The sequence below is a fragment of the Streptomyces sp. NPDC004667 genome (assembly GCF_040609475.1).
GTDB lineage: Bacteria > Actinomycetota > Actinomycetes > Streptomycetales > Streptomycetaceae > Streptomyces.
Window position 1 is genome coordinate 1 of the sequence record NZ_JBEXKC010000106.1, and the last position, 19972, is coordinate 19972.

The 19972-nt window shown below is 74.8% G+C and carries 15 protein-coding genes and 1 pseudogene; 5 read left to right on the forward strand and 11 right to left on the reverse strand.

The features are described from left to right. Nucleotides 1-288, reverse strand: a pseudogene (locus tag ABZW32_RS34805) (phosphoesterase PA-phosphatase); the annotation flags it as partial. Nucleotides 289-627: 339 nt separating this feature from the next. Between ABZW32_RS34805 and ABZW32_RS34810 the strand changes: the two are divergent. Together ABZW32_RS34810 and ABZW32_RS34815 are read left to right on the forward strand one after the other, a co-directional pair. Further along, nucleotides 628-1815: an exonuclease SbcCD subunit D gene (locus ABZW32_RS34810; protein WP_356224051.1), complete on the forward strand. Its 1188-nt coding sequence runs from the start codon at nucleotides 628-630 to the stop codon at nucleotides 1813-1815. Then, the gene (locus ABZW32_RS34815; protein WP_356224053.1) at nucleotides 1812-4823 is read left to right on the forward strand and encodes an SMC family ATPase; all 3012 of its coding nucleotides are present in this window, start codon (nucleotides 1812-1814) and stop codon (nucleotides 4821-4823) included. The genes ABZW32_RS34810 and ABZW32_RS34815 overlap by 4 nt, the downstream gene beginning before the upstream one ends. Here ABZW32_RS34815 and ABZW32_RS34820 read toward each other — a convergent pair. Beyond that, nucleotides 4813-5259 (reverse strand): Lrp/AsnC family transcriptional regulator, encoded by a 447-nt coding sequence (locus ABZW32_RS34820; protein ID WP_356224056.1) that lies wholly within the window; start codon nucleotides 5257-5259, stop codon nucleotides 4813-4815. The two genes, ABZW32_RS34815 and ABZW32_RS34820, sit on opposite strands and share 11 nt — an antisense overlap. 94 nt (nucleotides 5260-5353) lie before the next feature. On the opposite strand from ABZW32_RS34820, the gene ABZW32_RS34825 reads away from it, so the two are divergent. Beyond that, entirely contained in the window at nucleotides 5354-5887 is a 534-nt protein-coding gene (locus ABZW32_RS34825) for a rhodanese-like domain-containing protein (RefSeq protein WP_356224058.1), read from the forward strand. A 93-nt stretch (nucleotides 5888-5980) separates the two neighbouring features. Here ABZW32_RS34825 and ABZW32_RS34830 read toward each other — a convergent pair whose 3' ends face one another. The 4 genes from ABZW32_RS34830 to ABZW32_RS34845 form a co-directional block, all read right to left on the reverse strand. After that, entirely contained in the window at nucleotides 5981-7690 is a 1710-nt protein-coding gene (locus ABZW32_RS34830; RefSeq protein ID WP_356224060.1) for a DUF885 domain-containing protein, read from the reverse strand. A gap of 277 nt (nucleotides 7691-7967) precedes the next feature. Beyond that, nucleotides 7968-9410 carry a GNAT family N-acetyltransferase gene (locus ABZW32_RS34835; RefSeq protein ID WP_356224061.1) on the reverse strand — a complete coding sequence of 481 codons (1443 nt, stop codon included), beginning with the start codon at nucleotides 9408-9410 and terminating at the stop codon, nucleotides 7968-7970. A gap of 186 nt (nucleotides 9411-9596) precedes the next feature. Further along, nucleotides 9597-11186 carry an alkaline phosphatase D family protein gene (locus tag ABZW32_RS34840; protein ID WP_356224085.1) on the reverse strand — a complete coding sequence of 530 codons (1590 nt, stop codon included), beginning with the start codon at nucleotides 11184-11186 and terminating at the stop codon, nucleotides 9597-9599. A 120-nt stretch (nucleotides 11187-11306) separates the two neighbouring features. Continuing rightward, the gene (locus ABZW32_RS34845; RefSeq protein ID WP_356224064.1) at nucleotides 11307-12161 is read right to left on the reverse strand and encodes an alpha/beta fold hydrolase; all 855 of its coding nucleotides are present in this window, start codon (nucleotides 12159-12161) and stop codon (nucleotides 11307-11309) included. Nucleotides 12162-12515: 354 nt separating this feature from the next. Between ABZW32_RS34845 and ABZW32_RS34850 the strand changes: the two genes are divergently transcribed. After that, complete coding sequence (locus ABZW32_RS34850) at nucleotides 12516-13268, forward strand: GntR family transcriptional regulator (RefSeq protein WP_356224067.1); 753 nt, start codon at nucleotides 12516-12518, stop codon at nucleotides 13266-13268. Here the strand turns inward: ABZW32_RS34850 and ABZW32_RS34855 are convergent. Together ABZW32_RS34855 and ABZW32_RS34860 are read right to left on the reverse strand one after the other, a co-directional pair. Continuing rightward, nucleotides 13243-14589, reverse strand: coding sequence for an MFS transporter (locus tag ABZW32_RS34855; RefSeq protein ID WP_356224069.1), 1347 nt, complete (start codon nucleotides 14587-14589; stop codon nucleotides 13243-13245). The two genes, ABZW32_RS34850 and ABZW32_RS34855, sit on opposite strands and share 26 nt — an antisense overlap. A gap of 66 nt (nucleotides 14590-14655) precedes the next feature. Then, nucleotides 14656-15333 (reverse strand): NUDIX domain-containing protein, encoded by a 678-nt coding sequence (locus ABZW32_RS34860; RefSeq protein ID WP_356224072.1) that lies wholly within the window; start codon nucleotides 15331-15333, stop codon nucleotides 14656-14658. A 165-nt stretch (nucleotides 15334-15498) separates the two neighbouring features. On the opposite strand from ABZW32_RS34860, the gene ABZW32_RS34865 reads away from it, so the two are divergent. After that, nucleotides 15499-16257, forward strand: a complete 759-nt coding sequence (locus tag ABZW32_RS34865) for a DeoR/GlpR family DNA-binding transcription regulator (protein WP_356224075.1) — start codon at nucleotides 15499-15501, stop codon at nucleotides 16255-16257. 469 nt (nucleotides 16258-16726) lie between these two features. On the opposite strand, the gene ABZW32_RS34870 is transcribed toward ABZW32_RS34865, so the two are convergent. The 3 genes from ABZW32_RS34870 to ABZW32_RS34880 form a co-directional block, all read right to left on the reverse strand. Continuing rightward, nucleotides 16727-17881, reverse strand: coding sequence for an ROK family transcriptional regulator (locus ABZW32_RS34870; protein WP_356224078.1), 1155 nt, complete (start codon nucleotides 17879-17881; stop codon nucleotides 16727-16729). Between the two features lie 100 nt (nucleotides 17882-17981). Continuing rightward, nucleotides 17982-18632, reverse strand: a complete 651-nt coding sequence (locus ABZW32_RS34875; protein WP_356224080.1) for a response regulator transcription factor — start codon at nucleotides 18630-18632, stop codon at nucleotides 17982-17984. Nucleotides 18633-18636: 4 nt separating this feature from the next. Then, nucleotides 18637-19824, reverse strand: coding sequence for a histidine kinase (locus tag ABZW32_RS34880; protein WP_356224082.1), 1188 nt, complete (start codon nucleotides 19822-19824; stop codon nucleotides 18637-18639). Nucleotides 19825-19972: the final 148 nt, after the last annotated feature.

A 19972-nucleotide genomic window follows, 5' to 3' on the forward strand; every position in this document is an offset into this window, starting at 1 on the left:
CGGGAAGCGGCCCCGCGCCGGGCCCGCGGGGGCCTCCCGGGCGGCGCGCGCGGCGGCGATCCAGCCGATCGCCCAGGTGCGGCTGTTGGTGATCTGCGTGGGAGCCGCCGTGGCCGCGACGGTCCGGGCGGTGGTGTCGTACCAGTCGAGCACCACCGACCCCGCCCCGGCCGGGAGCGGGGGCGCCGGCGCGGCGGCCGAGGGGACGGCGGCGGTCAGGGCCAGGAGCGCGGCGGAACCCGCGGCGAGCAGCGCGGGACGGACACGGACGGGTCGGGTGAGCGGCATGCGGCGAAGCTAGCCAGCGGCCGGGGCGGCGGACAAGTGGGCAGGGCCGTGGGGGGAGTTCGGCCACAGACCTTTCGTGCCGCCGCCATGATCCCGTAACGGGCGGGGGAGCGAGGCGCGGAAGGGGTTAGCCTGGAGGGTCGGTGCGGGGCCCGTCGGCGAGGCCCCGGCCCGGCCGCGGGAGGCCGGGCCGGACCGGTCGGGAGCGGGCCGGGTCGGACCGGTCGGCAGTGGGCCGGGTCGGACCGGTCGGCAGTGGGCCGGTCGGCAGTGGGTCCGGTGCGAACCGGTCGGGCGTGGAGACACGAGGAGAGCAAGCGTGCGGGTCGGAGCGGTCGAGTGAAGTTCCTGCACACCTCCGACTGGCACCTGGGCCGGTCCTTCCACCGCGTGAACCTGCTCGGCGCCCAGGCCGCCTTCGTCGACCACCTCGTCGAGACGGTCCGTGAGCACCGCGTCGACGCCGTTCTCGTCTCCGGGGACGTCTACGACCGGGCCGTGCCCCCGCTGCCCGCCGTCGAGCTCTACGACCGGGCGCTGCACCGGCTCGCCGAGCTCGGCGTGCCCACGGTGATGATCTCCGGGAACCACGACTCCGCCCGCCGCCTCGGGGTCGGCGCCGGGCTGATCGGCCGGGCCGGGATCCACCTCAGGACCGATCCGGCCGGCTGCGCCGACCCCGTGGTGCTGGCCGACGTACACGGTGACGTGGCCCTCTACGGGCTGCCGTACCTGGAACCGGCCCTGGTCAAGGACGAGTTCGGCGCGCCGAAGGTCAGCCACGAGGCGGTGCTGGGCGCGGCCATGGACCGGATCCGGGCCGACCTCGCCGGCCGGGCCGAAGGCACTCGCTCGGTGGTCCTCGCCCACGCCTTCGTCACCGGCGGGCAGGCCAGCGACAGCGAGCGCGACATCGCCGTCGGCGGGGTCGAGGCCGTGCCCGCCGCCGTCTTCGACGGGATCGACTACGCCGCCCTCGGCCACCTCCACGGCTGCCAGACCATCAACGAACGGGTCCGCTACTCCGGTTCCCCGCTGGCCTACTCCTTCTCCGAGGCCGACCACCGCAAGACCATGTGGCTGGTCGAGCTCGGCCCGGCCGGGGAGGTCACCGCCGAGCGGATCGACACCCCGGTCCCGCGCCCGCTCGCCCGGCTGCGCGGCCGCCTGGAGGAGCTCCTGGCCGATCCCGCGCTGGCCGCCCGCGAGGACAGCTGGGTCGAGGCCACCCTCACCGACCCGGTCCGCCCCGAGGACCCCATGGCCCGGCTCGCCACCCGCTTCCCCCACACCCTCAGCCTCGCCTTCGACCCCGAGGGCCGCGCGGAGGACGGCGCGGCCTCCTACGCCCAGCGCCTGAAGGGCCGCAGCGACCAGGAGATCGCCGAGGACTTCGTCGCCCACGTGCGCGGCGGGGGCGGCGCCGACGAGGCCGAGCGGACCGTGCTGCGCGCCGCCTTCGACGAGGTGCGCGTCCAGACCTCCCGCGAGGACCGCGCCGAACACCTTCAGGAGGGCGCCCGATGAGGCTGCACCGGCTCGAAGTGACCGCCTTCGGCCCCTTCGCCGAACCCCAGCGGATCGACTTCGACGCCCTCTCCGGCGCCGGGATCTTCCTGCTGCACGGACCCACCGGCGCGGGCAAGACCTCCGTCCTCGACGCCGTCTGCTACGCCCTCTACGGATCCGTGCCCGGCTCCCGCCAGGCCCCCGGCACCACCCTGCGCAGCGACCACGCCGCCCCCGACACCCCCACCGAGGTCACCCTCGAACTCACCGTGGGCGGGCGCCGCCTGGAGATCACCCGGCGCCCCGAGCAGGACCGCCCCAAGAAGCGCGGCACCGGCACCACCAAGGACAAGGCGCAGAGCCTGCTGCGCGAGCACACCGGGGAGGGCTGGACCGGGCTCAGCAAGTCCCACCAGGAGATCGGCGAGGAGATCGAACAGCTCCTCGGCATGAGCCGCGAGCAGTTCTGCCAGGTGGTGCTGCTGCCGCAGGGGGAGTTCGCCCAGTTCCTGCGGGCCGGCGCCGAAGCCCGTGGCCGACTGCTCGGCCGGCTCTTCGACACCCGCCGCTTCGCCGCCGTCGAGACCCTCCTCGCCGACCGCCGCCGGGCCGCCGAGGCCAAGGTCCGGACCGGCGACGAGAAGGTCCTCGCCGCCGCCCAGCGGCTCGCCCAGGCTGCCGGCGACTGCGCCGACCTGCGGGCCTGGCCGCTGCCCGCGCACCAGCCGGGCGACCCCGGCCTCGCCGGGGCCGTCCGGGCCTGGGCCGCCGTGGCCCGCTGCTCCGCCCGGGAACGCCTCACCGTCGCCGAGTACGCGCTCGCCGCCGTCGAGGGACGCCATCACGCGGCGCGGCGCGCCGCCGAAGAGGCCCGGGAGCTCGACCGGCTCCAGCGCCGCCACGCCGAGACCGCCCGCCGGGCCGCCCTGCTCCGGGCCGCCGGGCCGGAGCGCGAGCGGGTACGGGACCTCCTGGACCGGGCCCGCCGGGGCGCCCTCGTGGCCCCCGCCCTGGAGCTGCGCGGAGCCGCCGGCGCTGCCCACCTCACCGCTGCGCACGCCGAGAGCCTCGCCCGGGCCGCCCTCCCGCCGGCCCTCGCCGAAGCCGGCACCGAGCAGCTGGCCACCGTCGAGCAGCGGCTGCGCGAGGACCTCGGCGCGGTCGGCGCCGCCCAGCGGGCGGAACAGCGCAGCGCCCAGATCGGCCGCGAGCGCGCCACCCTGGAGCGGGAGTCCCGGGACGCCGAGGAGCAGCACCAGGAGTCCGCCGACTGGCTCGCCCGCTGGGACGCCACCCGGACCGCCCTGCAGGACCGGGTCGACGCCGCGCAGCAGGCCGCCACGCTGGCCGAGCAGCTCGCGGGGCGCCTGGAGCCCGCCCGGATGCAGCTGACCGCCGCCCGGCGGCGGGACGCCCTCGCGGCCGACGCCGAAGCCGTCCGGGGCGAACTGCTCTCCGTGCGCGAGGAGTCGTCGGCGGCCCGCGAGCGCTGGCTGGAGCTCAAGGAGGCCCGGCTGCGCGGCATCGCCGCCGAACTGGCCGCGGCCCTCACCGCCGGGGAGCCCTGCGCGGTGTGCGGGTCGGCGGAGCACCCCGCGCCCGCCCGGCCCGCCCCCGGGCACGTCGACCGGGCCGCCGAGGACGCCGCCCACGTCCGCTTCGAGGAGGCCGAGGAGCGCAGGGCCGCCGTCGAGAGCCGGCTCGCCGCCGTGCGCCGGGCCGAGGCCGAGGCCGCCTCCGCGGCCGGAGCGTCCGGCACCGATGAACTCCTCGCCCTCACCGCCGACCTGAGTGCCCGCCACGCCGCCGCCCACGCGGACGCCGCCGGACTGCACACCGCCCGCGAGCGCCTCGCCCGCGCCGAACGGGAGCACGACGCGCGCAGCTCGGACCGGCTCGAAGCCGAGCGCCGGGCCGCGGCCAGGGCGTCCCGGCGCGAGGCCCTGGACCGGGAACAGGCCTCCCTGGAAGCCGAACTGGTCCTCGTACGCGGCGACTCGCCCAGCGTCGCCGCCCGCGCCCGCACCCTGGAGGACCGGATCCGGATGGTCACCGGCGCCGCCGCCTCGCTGCGCCGGGCCGAAGTCACCGCCGCACGGCTGAAGGAGGCCGACGACCAGCTGGCCGACGCCGCCTTCAAGGCCGGGTTCGACACCGTCGAGGCGGCGGCCGACGCGGTCCTGCCCGAGTACGAGCGCACCGCCCTCCAGCATCGGACGGACACCTGGCAGGCCGAGGAGGCGATGCTCGCCGAGCGGGCCGCCGAAGGGGACACCGCCGCAGCCGCCGCCCTGCCCCCCGCCGACCCGCACACCGCGGAGGCCGCCGAGGCACGTGCCGCGGCCCGGCTGCGGGCCGCGTCCTCGGCCGTGGACGCCGCCCGCGTGCGCTGCGCCGAACTGGACCGGCTCTCCCGCCGGGCCGAGCAGGAGCTGCGCGCCCTGGGCCCGCTGCGCGAGGCGTACGAGCGCGTGGCCCGCCTCGCCGGGCTCACCGCGGGCACCTCCGCCGACAACGAGCGCAAGATGCGGCTGGAGGCGTACGTCCTGGCCGCACGGCTGGAGCAGGTCGCCGCCGCCGCGACGGTCCGGCTGCTGCGCATGTCCGGCGGGCGCTACACCCTCGTCCACTCCGACGCCCGCGCGAGCGGACGAGGCCGCTCCGGGCTGGGGCTGCACGTGGTGGACGCCTGGACCGGCAGCGAGCGCGACACCGCCACCCTCTCGGGCGGCGAGACCTTCTTCGCCTCCCTCGCCCTGGCCCTCGGCCTCGCCGACGTGGTCACCGACGAGGCGGGCGGCATGCGCCTGGACACCCTCTTCATCGACGAGGGCTTCGGCAGCCTCGACGACCAGGCGCTGGACGAGGTGCTGGACGTACTGGACTCGCTGCGCGAACGGGACCGCAGCGTCGGCATCGTCAGCCACGTGGGTGACCTGCGCACCCGGGTCCAGGCCCAGCTGGAGATCGTCAAGCAGCGCGGCGGCTCCGTGGTGCGCCACCGCACGGCGGGGGTCACGGACTGAGCGGACGCCGGGCCAGCGGGGAGGAGTAGACGACGCTGGTGGTCACCGCGCCGAGGCCGGAGATCCGGCCCGTGACCTCTTCCAGGTGGGCCATGGAGCGGGCGGCGACCTTGAGGACGAAGCAGTCGTCGCCGGTGACGTGGTGGGCCTCCAGGATGTCCGGGGTGGCCGCCAGGAAGTCGTGGAACGGCTTGTAGTTCCCGTGCGGATAGCGCAGCCGGACCAGCGCCAGGATGGCCTTGCCCAGCTTCTCGTGGTCGACGACGGCCGTGTAGCCGGTGATGATCCCGGCCTCCTCCAGCCTGCGGACCCGTTCGGTGACGGCGCTCGCGGACATGGAGACGGTCCGGGCCAGCTCGGTGAAGCTGGCGCGGCCGTCCTCCTGGAGGGCCGCGAGGATCCGCCAGTCGGTGGCGTCGGGGGAATAGTCGGTCATTCCGCAGGTCTAGCAGGGGAATGCCCGCTGGAACAAGGGAATCGCCGGGGAAATCCACTTCCCCGGATGATCAACGGTTCGTAGATTCTGAGCCATGACGACGACGCAGAACACCACCACCACCGCCCCCACCACCGGCCCGTCCGCCCCGGTCAACCCCGTGCTCCGGGTCCCCCCGGCGAGCCCGGCGGCCGCCGCCGCGTACTTCGCCGCGAGCCTCGCCTTCCACGCGGACGTGTCCGACGTCGCCACCGCCTTCAAGGCCCACCGCGAGCAGGGCGCCGAGCTGGGCTTCCAGCTGGTCGACTCCCGCTCCACCCCCTCCTGGGACCAGGCCCACGTGCCCGGTGCGATCCACCTGCCCACCGCCCTGATCCCGGAGCAGGCCGAGCGGCTCCTCGACCGGAACGTGCCCGTGGTGACGTACTGCTGGGGCCCCGGCTGCAACGGCGGCACCCGTTCCGCCCTCGCCCTGGCCGAACTGGGCTTCCAGGTCAAGGAGATGCTCGGCGGCATCGAGTACTGGATCCGCGAGGGCTTCGAGGTCGAGACCTGGCAGGGCACCGAGCGGCGCGCCGGGGCCGACCCGCTGACCGCCCCCACCGACTCGGACGACTGCGGCTGCTGAACCGCGGCGCGGACGCGGCCGCCCGTACCGCGACGGGCCGCCCGATCGCCCCGGGGGGAACGGGCGGCCCGTCGCGGTACGCGGCCCGCGCGGTCAGAGCTTCGAGAGCTCGTCCACCAGGTCGTCCAGACCCAGCGAACCCTGCGACAGGGCGGCCATGTGCCACGCCTTCAGGTCGAAGGACTCTCCGTGCGCGGCGCGGGCGTTGTCCCGGCCCAGCAGCCAGGCGCGCTCGCCCAGCTTGTACCCGATCGCCTGTCCGGGCATCGACAGGTAGCGGGTCAGCTCGCTCTCGATGAACTCCGCCGGCCGGCCGCTGTGCAGTCCGAAGAACTCCTGCGCCAGCTCGACCGTCCACCGCTCGCCCGGGTGGAACGGGGAGTCCGCCGGGATGTCCAGCCCCAGGTGCATGCCGATGTCCACGATCACCCGCGCGGCGCGCATCATCTGGCAGTCCAGGTAGCCCAGGCGCTGCTCGGCGTCCTTGAGGTAGCCCAGCTCGTCCATCAGGCGCTCCGCGTACAGCGCCCAGCCCTCGGCGTTCGCGCTGACCAGGCCCACGCTCGCCTGGTAGCGCGACAGCTGGTCGGCCACGTGCGTCCACTGCGCGAGCTGCAGGTGGTGGCCCGGCACGCCCTCGTGGTACCAGGTGGAGACCAGGTCGTACACGGGGAAACGGGTCTGCCCCATCGTCGGCAGCCAGGTGCGGCCCGGACGGGAGAAGTCCTCCGACGGGTTGGTGTAGTACGGCGCCGCCGCGCCGCCCGCCGGGGCGATCATCGACTCGACGCGCTTGACCCGCTCGGCGAGTTCGAAGTGGGTGCCGTCGAGGTTCTCGATGGCCTCGTCCATCAGGCCCTGCAGCCAGGCGCGGACCTCGTCGACGCCCTCGATGTGCGTGCCGTGCTCGTCCAGGTGCCGCAGCGCGTCCCACGGGTTCGGGTCGCCGGGCAGGATCTTGGCGGCCTCCTCCTTCATCTCCGCGAGCAGCCGGTGGTACTCCGACCAGCCGTAGGCGTACGCCTCGTCCAGGTCCAGGTCGGTGCCGTTGAAGTAGCGCGACCAGCGGGCGTAGCGCTCGCGGCCCACCGGGTCGGGGGCGTCCGCGACGGCCGGGGCGTACACGTCGCGCATCCAGTCGCGCAGTTCGGCGACGGCCGCGGTCGCGCCGGCCGCCGCCTCGTCCAGCTCCGCGCGCAGCGACTCCGGTCCGGCGGCGGCGAAGGTGCCGAAGAAGTCCCCGTTGCCGTCCGCGCCCTCGCCGGCCCAGGTGGTGAGCTGCTCGACGAAGGTGGCGGCGGGGCGCGGGCTGCCCAGCAGCCCGCGCTCCAGGCCCAGGGCGAGGCTCTCGCGGTAGCCGGCGAGGCTGTCCGGAACGGCGCGCAGCCGCTCGGCGATCGCCGCCCAGTCCTCTTCGGTGTCCGCCGGGGTCACGGTGAAGATCTCGCGGACGGAGTGCGCGGGGGAGTGGATGTTGCTGACGGCGCGCAGGTCCTCGTCGGCCTCGTGGACCGCGAGTTCGGCGTTCAGCCGCTCGCGCAGCAGGCGGGCGCAGCGGCGCTCGGCGTCGGTGTCGGCGCCGGGCAGCCGCTCGGCGGCGTCCAGCCGGGCGAGGGTGGTGCGCGACAGCTCGGCGGCGGCGGCGCGGCCGGCGGGGGAGTAGTCCGGCAGCCTGCCGGAGCTGGCGGCGACACCGAGGTAGGTGCCCGTGATGGGGTCGATGGCGATGAGGTCGTCGACGTAGGCGTCTGCGACCTGACGGGGCAGACGGGCTGCGCTGTCGCTGTGGAGGGTCTCTGACATGCGGCCATCTTCGTACGGCGGACACCCCTACGTCATCACCGTACTTCCCCAGCCTCCTGTCGGCGGGCTCCTCGCCGGGGCGGGGGCAGCCTCCACGACACCCGGATCGCCGTCCGTGCGGGCCGGTCCGGGCCGGTGGCGCCGCCCGTCGGGCGGCGCCACGCCGGGGCGTCGGGCGGGTCCCGCCGCCCGCGCGCCCCAGCGCCGCCCGATCCGGGGTCGAGCGCGGCCCCAGGACGGCTGCGGGCCCGGCCGGTGTCCGTCCGGGCCCGCGGGCTCAGCTCCGGTGCGGCCGTGCCTCGTACGGGGCCTGCGCGCGCGGGAGTTCGTAGGGCAGCCGCGTGGTGACCGGGGTCGCGTCGAGCCGGGCCGTGATCACCAGGGTGCCCTCCTCGATCTGGTAGTCGAGGGGGAGCCCGAGGCCGCGCATGGCGGCGACCATGCCGGTGTTGGCGGCCCGGGTCACCGCGTAGACGCTGTCGCAGCCGGCCTCGACGGCCATCGCCAGCAGTCGGCGCAGGAGTTCGGAGCCGATGCCGCGGCGCTGCCAGTCGTCCTCGATGAGCAGCGCCACCTCGGTCTCGTCGCCGTCCCACAGCAGGTGGCCGAGGGCGACGAGCTTGCCGGAGGCGGTGGTGGCGGCGAGGGTGCGGCCGAAGCGGGGGCTCAGCAGGTGGCCCAGGTAGCGGTCCGCGTCGGCGACCGGGCCGTGGTAGCGCAGGCCGAGCGTGCGCTCGGTGCAGCGGTCGTGCATCGCGCGGGCGGCCGCGAGGTCGTCGCCGTCGGCGCGGCGCACGGTGATCTCGTTGCCCTCGGGCAGTGTCAGGACGTCCTGGCTGCGCGGGACCCGGGGGCCCAGGCGGGCGTCGAGCTCGACGAGGGCCCGGGCGCGGGCGAACTCGGTCGGGGTGAAGGGCAGATAGGGCCGCTCCACGGTGATCGCGCCGCCCGACGGGTCGCGCAGCCGCATCACGGTCGCCTCCAGGACCCCCTCGACGGGGGCGTCGGCGCCCGCGTTCGGGCGGCCGGAGAGGGTGGTCGCCGGGATCGAGTGGATGGTGCAGCGCCCGAGCAGGTGGCGCAGCGCGAGCGGGAGTTCGGCGGCGTCCAGGGCGGTGCGGGTGGCCAGGCCGAGGACCCGGGTGGGGGTGTCCACCAGGTCGTGGGCGTCGGCGCGTTCGATCCAGGTGCTGTGGCCGCCGGCCCGCGCGACGGAGCGGGTGAGGTCACCGGAGGCCAGGTCGTGCGGGGCGCGCAGCAGGAACTCGTCCACCGTGCCGCCCTCGGGGAGGGGGTGGGTCTGCAGGTTCAGGATGTCGACGCGGTTCCCGGCGAGCGCGGTGCACAGCGCCGCCAGGCTGCCGGGCTCGTCGCGGACGGTCGTGCGCATCCGCCACAGGGCGGTGCCGGTGTCGGCGGCCTCCGACCGGGCCTCCGAACCGGCCGCCGCGCGCGGCGCCGGATCGGAGGGCGCGGTGTCGGCCGGGGGCGGCGCATGGCTGTGCCGGCGGGCCCACCAGGTGTGGAAGGCCGCCGTGACCAGGAGCGCGACGGCCGAGGCCACCAGCAGGACGGGGCCGCCGGGGCCGTGGGCGACGAGGTTCGCGATGCCGTCGGCGACCGCCACGGCGCAGAAGAGGGCGGCGAGTTCGACGAGGTCACGGCGCCAGTGGTGGCGGTGCGGACGCGGGGCTGCGGAGGCGGGGGTACGGTCAGTCATGCACACCACTGTGGCCCAGGGGTGTTGCGTGATCACGAACGATCTGTGACCGACTGGTTAAGTGTCGATCTGGCCGGTTTCTCCCAGTTTTCAGGCCTATTTCCGATGGGGTCACCCGCCCCGCCCCGCCCGGTCGCCGGCACCGCCCCGCCCGCGCCGACGTGTATCAGGCCCGCCGGACCGCGGTCACTCCTGCCCCACACGCCCCGGCTGCAGAACCCGCGTGAAGAGCACGCCGCCCCCCTGGCGGCGCAACCGGACCGTGAGCTCCCCGCTGCCGCCGTCGATCTCCACCTCACCGTAGTACGGGGGGTTCTCGGCCGGGGACATGTTGGCCACCGGAGCCGACTGGACGTAGGCCGTCCGCGGGCCGAAGGTGGCGTCGAGCCGTCCTGCCGGGAAGCCGCCCGCGCCGATGGGGCCGGACACGAACTCCCAGAACGGCGCGAAGTCCGAGAAGGCCGCGCGCTCGGGGGCGTAGTGGTTGGCGGCCGTGTAGTGGACGTCGGCGGTGAGCCAGAGGGTGCCCGTGATGTGCTGGTGCTTGATGTGGCGCAGGAGGTCCGCGATCTGGAGCTCGCGCCCCAGCGGCGCCCCCGGGTCGCCCTGGGCGACCGCCTCGAAGTTCACCGACCCGTCGGGGACGACGATGCCCAGCGGCATGTCGGCGGCGATGACCTTCCAGGTGGCACGGGAGCGGGAGAGCTCCCGCTTGAGCCAGCCGAGCTGTTCGGCGCCCAGGATGCCGACCGGGTCGTCGGTCTGGCGGCCGGGGGAGTTGGCGTCGCGGTACGTGCGCATGTCCAGCACGAACACGTCCAGCAGCGGGCCGTGCCGCATCACCCGGTACATCCGCCCCTCGGCGCGCCCGCCCCGCAGGTCGGTGACCGGGAAGTACTCGCCGAAGGCCTGGCGGGCCCGGCCGGCCAGGGTGTCGACGTCCCTGACCGTGTAGCGGGGATCGTCGATCAGCTGGCCCGGGTACCAGTTGTTGCGCACCTCGTGGTCGTCCCACTGGGCGAGGACGGGGACCTGGGCGTAGAAGTCCCGCAGATTGCGATCGAGCAGGTTGTAGCGGAAGTTCCCGCGGAACTCGGTGAGGGTCTCGGCGACCTTCGCCTTCTCCTCGGTCGTGACGTTGTGCCAGATGCGTCCGTCGGGCAGCGGCACGGCGGCCTGGATCGGCCCGTCGGCGTAGATCGTGTCGCCACTGAAGAGGAAGAAGTCGGGGTCGCGCAGCCGCATCTCCTCGAAGACGCGGTAGCCGCCGAGTTCGGGGTTGATGCCCCAGCCCTGGCCCGCCAGGTCGCCGGACCACAGGAAGCGCACGTCGCCGCGGCGGGAGACGGGCGTGGTGCGGAAGGTGCCGCGCACCGGCTCGCCGGAGCGGCGCGGGTCGTCCGGGTCGCTCAGCACGACCCGGTAGTGGATCTGCCGGCCGGGCGGCAGGTCGCGCAGGGTGGTGGTACCGGTGAAGTCGGTGGCCGGGCCGAGGAACGGGCCGCCGTGGCGGCGCACCCCGTAGCGGAACGACTCGCTGGGGGAGGTCTCCACGTGCATCCGCGCGGGCCGGTCGGACCGGGTCCAGATGGTGGCGGAGTAGGAGGTGATCTCCCCGGACTGGGCCCCCCAGAGTGCCGCCGGCCGGCCGGAGCGGGTGAAGGCGGGAGCCCCCGCAGAGGCGGCGAGGGCGGGTGCGGCGAACGCCGTGGACAGGGCGAGACCCAGCGGGACGGCGAGCGAACCGCCGAGCAGGGACCGTCGGGTGTGCGGCATCGGTGCCATCGGTGTCGTCTCCAGGGGGCGGCGGGGGGCGGGCCGGACCAGTGTGCCGCCACACACCGGACCGGCCGCGTCGCCCACGCGAACCGCGGATGAACAGCCGTCAGCCGCTCATCACCGGGCGGCAGTCGGGGCCGCGGCCCGTGCGGTGTCGAGGATCACGCGCGCCACCAGCGCCGGGTCGTCGTTCATCGGCACGTGCCCGCAGCCCGGCAGCCGCACCAGCCGCGCCCCCGGGACGGTGTACTTGGCGCGCACGCCCTGCCGGGGCAGCAGCAGCCGGTCGCGGGCCCCCCAGGCGATCGTGACGGGGATGCCCGGCACGTCGTCCGCGAACCGTACGGAGGCCCCCGCAGCCAGGGTCTCCTCGAAACCGGTGGCGTCCCGCAGGGCGAGGGTCTCGGCGACCACGGCCGCGGGCGAACGGTGGCCCGGGCGGGCGTAGATGGTGCCGGTGAGCGCGGCCCGGCCGGGGGCGCTGCGCGACAGCCGCTCCAGGGCGGGACGCGGCAGCGACCGCGCGCCGACGCGCATGGCGCGCAGGGCCGCGAAGGCGTACCGGCGCTCGCCCTGCGACCAGAACCCGGCCGGGGAGAGGGCGGTGACCGAGCGGACGAGTCCGCTGCGCCCCATCTCCAGTGCGAGCAGCCCGCCGAGGGAGTTCCCCGCGACGTGCGGGCGCTCGACGCCGAGGGCGGCGCAGAGCGCGCCCAGCGCCGGGGCGACGGTGGCGAGGTCGTAGGGCACCCCCGGCGGCAGCGGGGCGGAGGCGCCGAAGCCGGGAAGGTCGACGGCGATCACGTCGTGGTCGGCGGACAGGACGTGGCTCACCGGGTGCCACGCCTGGAAGTGGTGGCCGATGCCGTGCAGCAGGAGGAGCGGTTCGCCCGCGCCCTTGCGTTCGTAGGCGACGGTGGCGGGGCGGGGGCCGAGCGGCGAATCGATCGTGAACGAGACCGTGGCGGTCATGCTGCTCCTCGTCGGGTGGACGCGTGTGAGACAGGCCGTCAGTAACGACTGTGCCCATCATTACCGCCCGGTAGCACCCGTCTACAAGAGTTCCCGACGACGGGGCGGGCCGAGGTGGAAATCGGGGTGAAGGGCAGGTGGGCCCCCGGTGGGCAGCGAGAACATCCTGTGAACGGCTTGCTGCATATGCCCGATCTGCCCGGCAAAGCGGCGAGCATTGGTCTTGACCAAGGGGGTGTGCCGTCCTATCGTCGCAGGGATAGTGCAGGAACCTTTAATAAACAAAGGCACGGAACTGCGGTGCGGAACTGCCGCTCGAACACGGCGATAGCGGCGATTGCAGGAGGAGTCAGGGTGGGGACCACGCAGCTCGAATCGGTGCCGGAGCCGAAGTACTGGCACCTCAAGACCGTGCTCAGCGACGCGCTGGACCAGGACTTCGCGGTCGGCGAGGTCCTGCCGAACGAGCGCGAACTCGCCGCGCGTTTCGGTGTCGCCCGCGCCACCTTGCGTCAGGCCCTGGAGCAGCTCGAACTCGAAGGCCGCCTGCAGCGCCGCCGCGGAGTCGGCACCACCGTCGCCCCGCCGCGGGTCGGCGTCGCCGTCGGCAGTACGCAGCACGGCTGGCCCGGCAAGGACGCCGACGGCTGGGAGGCCGTGGACGCCTCCGAGACCGTCCCCGCCGCCGCCGTCCTGAAGCTCCTCGGCACCGCCCCCGAGCAGCCCGTGCACACCGTGCGCCGGACCCGGGTCACCCAGGGCCAGGCCGTCGCCGCCGAGCTGCTGTACGTACCCGCCGCGTCCGTGCCCGGCCTCTCCGCCATCGACGCCCCCGCCGGACCCGCGCGGGCCCGCGCCGTCCTGCGGGAACTCCAGCGGCTCGCCCTCGACGGGCAGGACCGCTCGGTCGAGCTGGGCTCCGCCCGTGCCGACGACGCCAAGGAACTGGACCGGCTGCCCGGCGCCCCCGTGCTGCTCGTGACCACCCGCTACTTCACGACGGAGGGCACCGCCGCCGTCTCCGTGGCCACGTACCGCGCCGACACCTGCCGCCTGACCTTCGGCGACTCGGGCGTGGAGATCACCGAGACCCGCGCGGCCTCCTGACCCGGCCTTCCCCCGGAGCCGCGGAGCCCGGGAGCCCCGACGCCCCGGGCGGGGCCCCGTCGGGCCGGTCGTCTGTCGCGCCGGCCGTGTCCGGGTCCGAGCGGCGGGTGCGCTCCGCCCAGGCGGCCACCGGCGGCCCCGCCGCGCCCAGGGCCGCGAAGAACAGGCCGAGCAGCAGCCAGCCCGCGTGTCCGAGTCCGAGCACCGCCGTCGTGAGCACCACCGGAGCCAGGGCCTGCCCGGCGCTGAAACCGACGCCGAAGAATCCCTGGTACTGGCCCTGGGCGTGATCGGGGGCGAGGCCGAAGCCGAGCGCGAAGCCGCCCGAGGACTCCCACACCTCTCCGAGGCTGTGGACGACGACCGCGAGGACGGCGAGCCCTGGCGCGATCCAGACCGGAACGTCCGCGGTCAGGGCCATCAGGGGGCAGCTGACCAGGAAGCAGAGCCCCGCGAGGCGGAACGCCCGGCCGCCCTGGCGCGGAGTCTCCACCCGGGAGCCGATCCGGCTCTGGAGCAGCACGCACACCCCGCTGTTGACCGCGTAGACCGCCGCCACGGTCCAGCGGGGCGCGTCGGTGTGGGCGGAGAGCCAGATCGGAAGCAGCAGGGAGACGGTCTGGTACTGCAGGCCCATCGCGCCGTAGAGCGCCACGAAGGTCACGAACGGCCGGTCCCGCAGGACGGCCGCGCGGTGGTGCTCCTCGGGCCGGGGCAGGGGCGGGTAGTTCGGGACCCCGGCCAGGGCGACCAGACCGGCGCAGGCGAAGCTGGCGGCGTTGGCGAGGATGAGCACGGTGTACGCGGTGCGGGTGTCGACCGAGACGGCGAAGGCGGCACCGAGGGTGCCCAGGACCACGCCGAGGTTGACGAACGTGCGGAGCTTCGCCCTGAAGGCCGCCGGGCGCTCACCGCCGGCACGGGCGACGAGGGCGCCGCCCGCGGCGCCGCCCGCCGTTGCCGCCAGCCGGTCCAGGGTGGCGATGAGCGTGAAGGTGAACCAGTCGTGGATGAAGACGAACGCGGCCATCGTCGCGGCCTGCATCGCGACGGACGTCAGCCAGACCGTGCGCGGCCCGTACCGGTCGGCCAGGTTCCCGGCCGGGACCCCGGCCAGCAGCCCGACCAGCCCGGCGATCGTGAGGCCGACGCCGACCCGTGCGGCGGGCAGGTGTACCACCAGCGTGAAGTAGAGCACCGCGGCGGTGTTGAACAGCCCGTTGCCCACCCGGCTGACGAAGCTCGAGATGATCAGGGCGCGCTGGGGGCCGCCGGGCGACAGTAAGCCGGATATCCGCTGCCTGGAGCTCATCATGATCATGCCAGTCAGGCTAACAGCGCCCCGGCGGACACCCTCCGTGCGACCGGGGCGTCCTTCGGGGCGCGGTCAGTGGCCGCCCGCGGCGGGGGCGAAGGGGCCGTCCAGGGCTGCCCATTGCAGGAGCAGGATGGTCTTGCCGTCGGCGATGCGGCCGTCACGGGTCATGGCGAGGGCGTGCGCGAAGGGCAGTTCGAGGACCTCGATGTCTTCGCCGTCCTCCTCCAGTCCGCCGCCGGTCCCGGTCCGGTCGGCCGGAGTGTAGGGGGCGGCGAAGAAGTGGAGGCGTTCGGTGACGGATCCGGGGCTCATGTAGGCGTCGAGGACATGGGTGAGCGGGCCGAGCGTGACGCCGAGTTCCTCGGCGCTCTCGCGCCGGATGGCGGTCGGCGGGTCGTCCGCGTCGAGCAGCCCCGCGGCCGCTTCGACGAGCATGCCGTCGGGGTGGTCGTTGACGTAGGCCGGGTAGCGGAACTGGCGGGTGAGCAGGACGCGGCTGCGTCCGGTGTCGTAGGGCAGGACGACGGCGCCGTTGCCGCGGTCGTAGGTCTCGCGCTGCAGGGTCTCCCAACGTCCGTCGCGACGGCGGTGGTCGAAGGTGGCGCGGCGCAGCACGTGCCAGCCCTGGGAGGTGAGCTCGACGTCGCGGACCACGACGTCGGGGTTGCGGGCCAGGCCGCGTCCGGCCTGGTCGAGGTCGGTGCGGCCGCGGTGGTCGGGGGTGTCGATGCCGGGGCGGCTCGTCACGCGGTCTCCTGCGGGGTGCGGCGGGGGATGTCGGCGACATCGCGGTGGGCGGGCAGGCCGCGGCGCCGGGCGGTGGCGATGTCCCGGTCGGCTCCGGTGGAGTCCTTGGCGGTCATGGGGCGCTACAATACATGCAGAAACGTGCAAGAACAGGAGAGAATGCGGATGCTGGCCGCTGAACGCCGTGACCACCTGTTGGGGCTGCTCGCCCGCGAGGGCAAGATCGTCGCCAAGGACGTCGCCGCCGGACTGGGGATCTCCGAGGACAGCGTGCGGCGCGACCTGCGCGATCTCGCGGCCGAGGGACTGTGCCAGCGGGTCTACGGAGGGGCGCTGCCCGCTTCCCCGGCCGTGGCTGACTACGCCGCCCGGCAGACCGTGGCTCCCGACGGCAAGCGGAAGGTCGCCTCGGTGGCCGTCGGGCTGGTGCGGCCGGGCAGCGCGCTGATCCTCGACGGCGGCACCACCGCCCTGGCCGTCGCCCACGCGCTCCCGCGGGATCTTGCCTGCACCGTGATCACCCACAGTCCGACGATCGCCGCCGCCCTGCTCGGCCACCCGCAGGCCGAGCTCTTCCTCCTCGGCGGCCGCGTCTTCAAGCACTCCGCGGTCGCCTGCGGCGCGGCCGCGGTCGAGGCCGCACAGAACGTCTCCGCCGATCTGTGCCTCCTCGGCGTCACCGGCGTGCACCCGGAAGCGGGACTGACCACCGGGGACGCCGAAGAGGCCGCGATGAAGCGCACCCTGGCCTCCCGAGCCGCGGACACCTACGTCCTCGCCTCGTCCGAGAAGATCGGCACGGCATCGCGGTTCCGCGTCCTGCCCTGGGAGAAGGTCAGCGGACTGATCACCGACGCCGCCCCCCGCAACGCCGTCGTCAAGCAGCTCACGGCGCTCGGCGTCAAGGTCCTGCCTGCCGGCTGAGCGCGACGCGCCGGGACGGGGGAACGCCGGCCCGCCGACGGGACGTCCAGGGCACCACTCCATCGGCCCGCTTCAGCCGTCCGCCGGAATCGGCGATCGCTCCGTCGGCCCCTGCGGGCGGGGCCTGTCCTCTGACGGTCGGCCGGCCCACCCGCCGCAGGCGCCGGGCGGGCTGCTCTCCGGAGCCGCCGCCGGACGGTGTCCGGGCTGCCGTTCTGCTGCGCCGACCCGGGACCGTCCCCTCGGGACGGATCCGGCCCCGGCACGCCTACGGGTCGCACGCCCAAGGACCGTGGTCCTACGGGTCGCACGCCCAAGGACCGTGGTCCTACGGGTCGCACGCCCAAGGACCGTGGGCCTACGGGCCGCCCCCGCACGGCCGGGGACCGTCGTCCCGCGGGGCCGGGCGGGGGAGCCCCGGCCCGTCGCCACGGCAGTGGGCGGGCGGCGGTCCACCGGGATGGCGGGGTCACCGGCGGGCGGTGACCGTCTTCTCCACCGCGAAGAGCTCTTCCTCCACGTGGTCCAGCGCCAGCCGCAACGCCCCCGTCGCCACCGCCGCTTCGCCGAGCAGCGACAGCGCCACCCGCGGGGGCCGCAGGCAGTACCGCTCCAGTTCTCGCCGGAGCGGTTCCAGGACCCCGTCCAGGCCGGCCGCCCAACCGCCGACCACCACCAGCTCCGGATCCATCGCCAGCACCAGCGCCGCCACGTCGTGCACCAGACGCTGGATGAACCGCTCCACCGCGGCCACCGCCCGTTCGTCACCCCGCTTGGCCATGGCGAACACCTCCGCGACCGCCGGCTCGTCCAGCGGGTGCAGGGGTTCGCCCGTCGTGGACAGCAGCCGCTCCGGGGTGACCTCGCGGCCCAGCAGGTGCAGTGCGCCGATCTCGCCCGCCGCACCGCCGAACCCGCGGTGCAGCCTGCCGCCGATCAGCGAGCCCGCACCGGGGCTCAGCCCGGCCATCACGAACACGATGTCGTCCGTGTCCCGCGCCGCACCCTTCCAATGCTCGGCGACCGCCGCCGCGTTGGCGTCGTTCTCCACCTGGACCGGGCAGCGGAACGAGCGGCGCAGCCGGTCCCCGAGCGGCAGCCCCGTCCAGCCGGGCAGCGCCGTACCGAGGCGGACGGTGCCGTCCGCCTCCACGATCCCGGGGCTGCCCACACCGACCGCCCGCAGGGAATCCCGCGGCACGCCGGCCCGGCGCAGCAGATCGGCCACCGCGGCCCTGACCCGCTCCAGGCGCTCGTCGGCCGAGGCGGTCTCGGCGACCTCCTTGGTTCCGGCGCCGATCACCCGCCCGTCCAGCCCGGACAGCAGCACCGCGACCCGGTGCGAGCCGATCTCTATGCCCAGCAGATGCCCGGCCTCGGCACGGAAGCGGAACCTCCTCGCGGGCCGTCCCTGGCGGCGTGCGCCGTCCTCGGCCTCGGCCTCGACGACGAGCCCGGTGCCCATCAGCCCCTCCACGACCCCCTCGACGGTCGGCCGGGAGAGCCCGGTGACCCGGGTGAGGTCGGTGAGGGTCGGCGATCGGGCCGCCCGCAGTGCCCGGAGCACCACGGCCGAGTTGATCCGCCGGAGCAGAGAGGGATCCCCGCCGGTCAGCTGCCCCAACGTGTGTCCTCCCAGCTAGCGGCCCTGTCAGCCGGATCGTACTGCGCCCCCGGCGCCGCTGCGAGGACCAGTCCCCCCCTCAGCCGGATCCCCCCTCTCCTCAGGCCGGGGAGACGAACCCCGACTCGTACGCGGTGATCACCGCCTGGGTGCGGTCGCGCGCCCCCAGCTTCCCCAGAATCGCGCTGACGTGTGACTTCACCGTCTCCGTGCCGACGATCAGTTCCCCCGCGATCTCCACATTGGTCAGGCCGCGTGCCATCAGCCGCAGTACCGCCTCCTCGCGGTCGGTGAGCGCGGCCCGCTTGAGCACCGCGCGCGCCTGCTGGTTGCCGTACTCGGCGGCCAGGGCACGGACGGCCGAGGGGAAGAGCAGCGTCTCGCCCTCCGCCACCAGCCGCACCGCGTGGACGATCTCCGAGGGCCGGGCCCGCTTGAGCAGGAAACCGTCCGCTCCGGCGCGCAGTGCCCGGTACACGTACTCGTCGTTCTCGAAGGTGGTGACCACGAGGATCTTCGGCGGCGAGTCCACCGAGCGCAGGACCGCCCGGGTGGCTTCGATCCCGTCGAGCAGGGGCATCCGCACGTCCATCGCCACCACGTCCGGCCGCAGTTGCCGGACCAGGGGGATGACGGAGGCACCGTCCGCGGCCTCGCCCACCACCTCGATGTCGGGCTGGGCGTCCAGAACGGCGCGCAGACCCGCGCGCACCAGGGGTTCGTCGTCGACGAGCAGTACGGTAACCGGCATCCGGTCAGCGTATTCGCTCCAGCGGGAGCCGGGCGCGCACTCTCCAACCGCCCCCGTGGGGACCGGTTTCGGTCTCTCCGCCGAGCAGCGCGGCCCGCTCCCGCATGCCGCGCAGCCCGCTCCCGCTCCCGGACATGACCGTCGGGCGTTCCGGCAGCGCGTTGGTGACCTCCAGCTCCAGCCGGTCCGCGGCCATCTCCACCCGGACCCGGACGGGCACGGGACCGCAGTGCCGCAGCACGTTGGTGAGCGCTTCCTGCAGGATCCGGTAGCCCTCACGGGTGACGGGCCCGGGCAACTTCTCCAGCGGGCCGGTCAGCCGGGCGTCCACCGCCGCCCCCGAGGCCCGGGCGGACTCCAGCAGCCGGTCGGCCTCCGCCAGTGTCGGCCGCTGCGAGGGCGGCTGTCCCGACTCGCGCAGGACCGTCAGTACCCGCTCCAGGTCCTCCAGGGCGGCCCGGCCCGTCTCCTCGATCGCGCTGAGGGCGCGTTCGGTGAACTCCGGGTCGCCGGCCGCGCGTGCCGCGCCCGCCTGGACCACCGCCACCGTCAGTGCGTGCCCGATGGAGTCGTGCAGCTCGCGCGCGATGCGGGTCCGCTCCAGGAGCTGTTCCGTGCGTGCTTCCAGTGCCGTCAGCCGCTCGGCCGCCGACGGCCCCAGCAGCCGCTTCGCGATCGCGGTGATCAGCTCGCCGAGGACGACGACCACCACGATCAGCGCGACCAGCGGCAGCGGCGCGAGGAGGGCCGCGGCCCAGGGCGCCGGGGTGAACGGCACGGCAGGGTCATTGTCGAGCGGGTGCCCGAGAGCGGTCGCGACGAGTTCGACGGTCATGACCGGCAGCCAAACGGTGGCGAACATGGCCGCACCGGAGACGATCAGCCGTATCTCCAGCCAGAGCACGGTCCGCCAGCGGTCCGCCCAGCGGGCGGCGGGGGCGGTGCCGATGCCGCTCTCCTCGCTCTCGCGCTCCTGCGGGGTCAACAGGAAGCGTGCCTGGAGTCCCTCCGCCAGCCGTACCCACGGAACGAACCCGAACGGTATGACGATCAGCAGGGGCATCCACGGCCACTGCGGGTTGATGAACATCCACACGGCGAGGAGCAGGAGCGGTACGCACAGGTGCAGCCAGCGCGTGTACGTCACTGACCTGAAGGCTGACCTGAAGGGGGAGTGGATGAATCGGGACATGCGTTCATCCTGGCAGGGGGTGTGGCGGTGGGGGGGGGCCCCCCGGGGGGGGGGGGCCCCCCCCCCCCGGGGGGGGGGGGGGGGGGGGGCGGCACTCGACCGGGCCCGTGTCAGGGGAGGGCTGGGGGCGTCCCGCCAGTCCACTGTC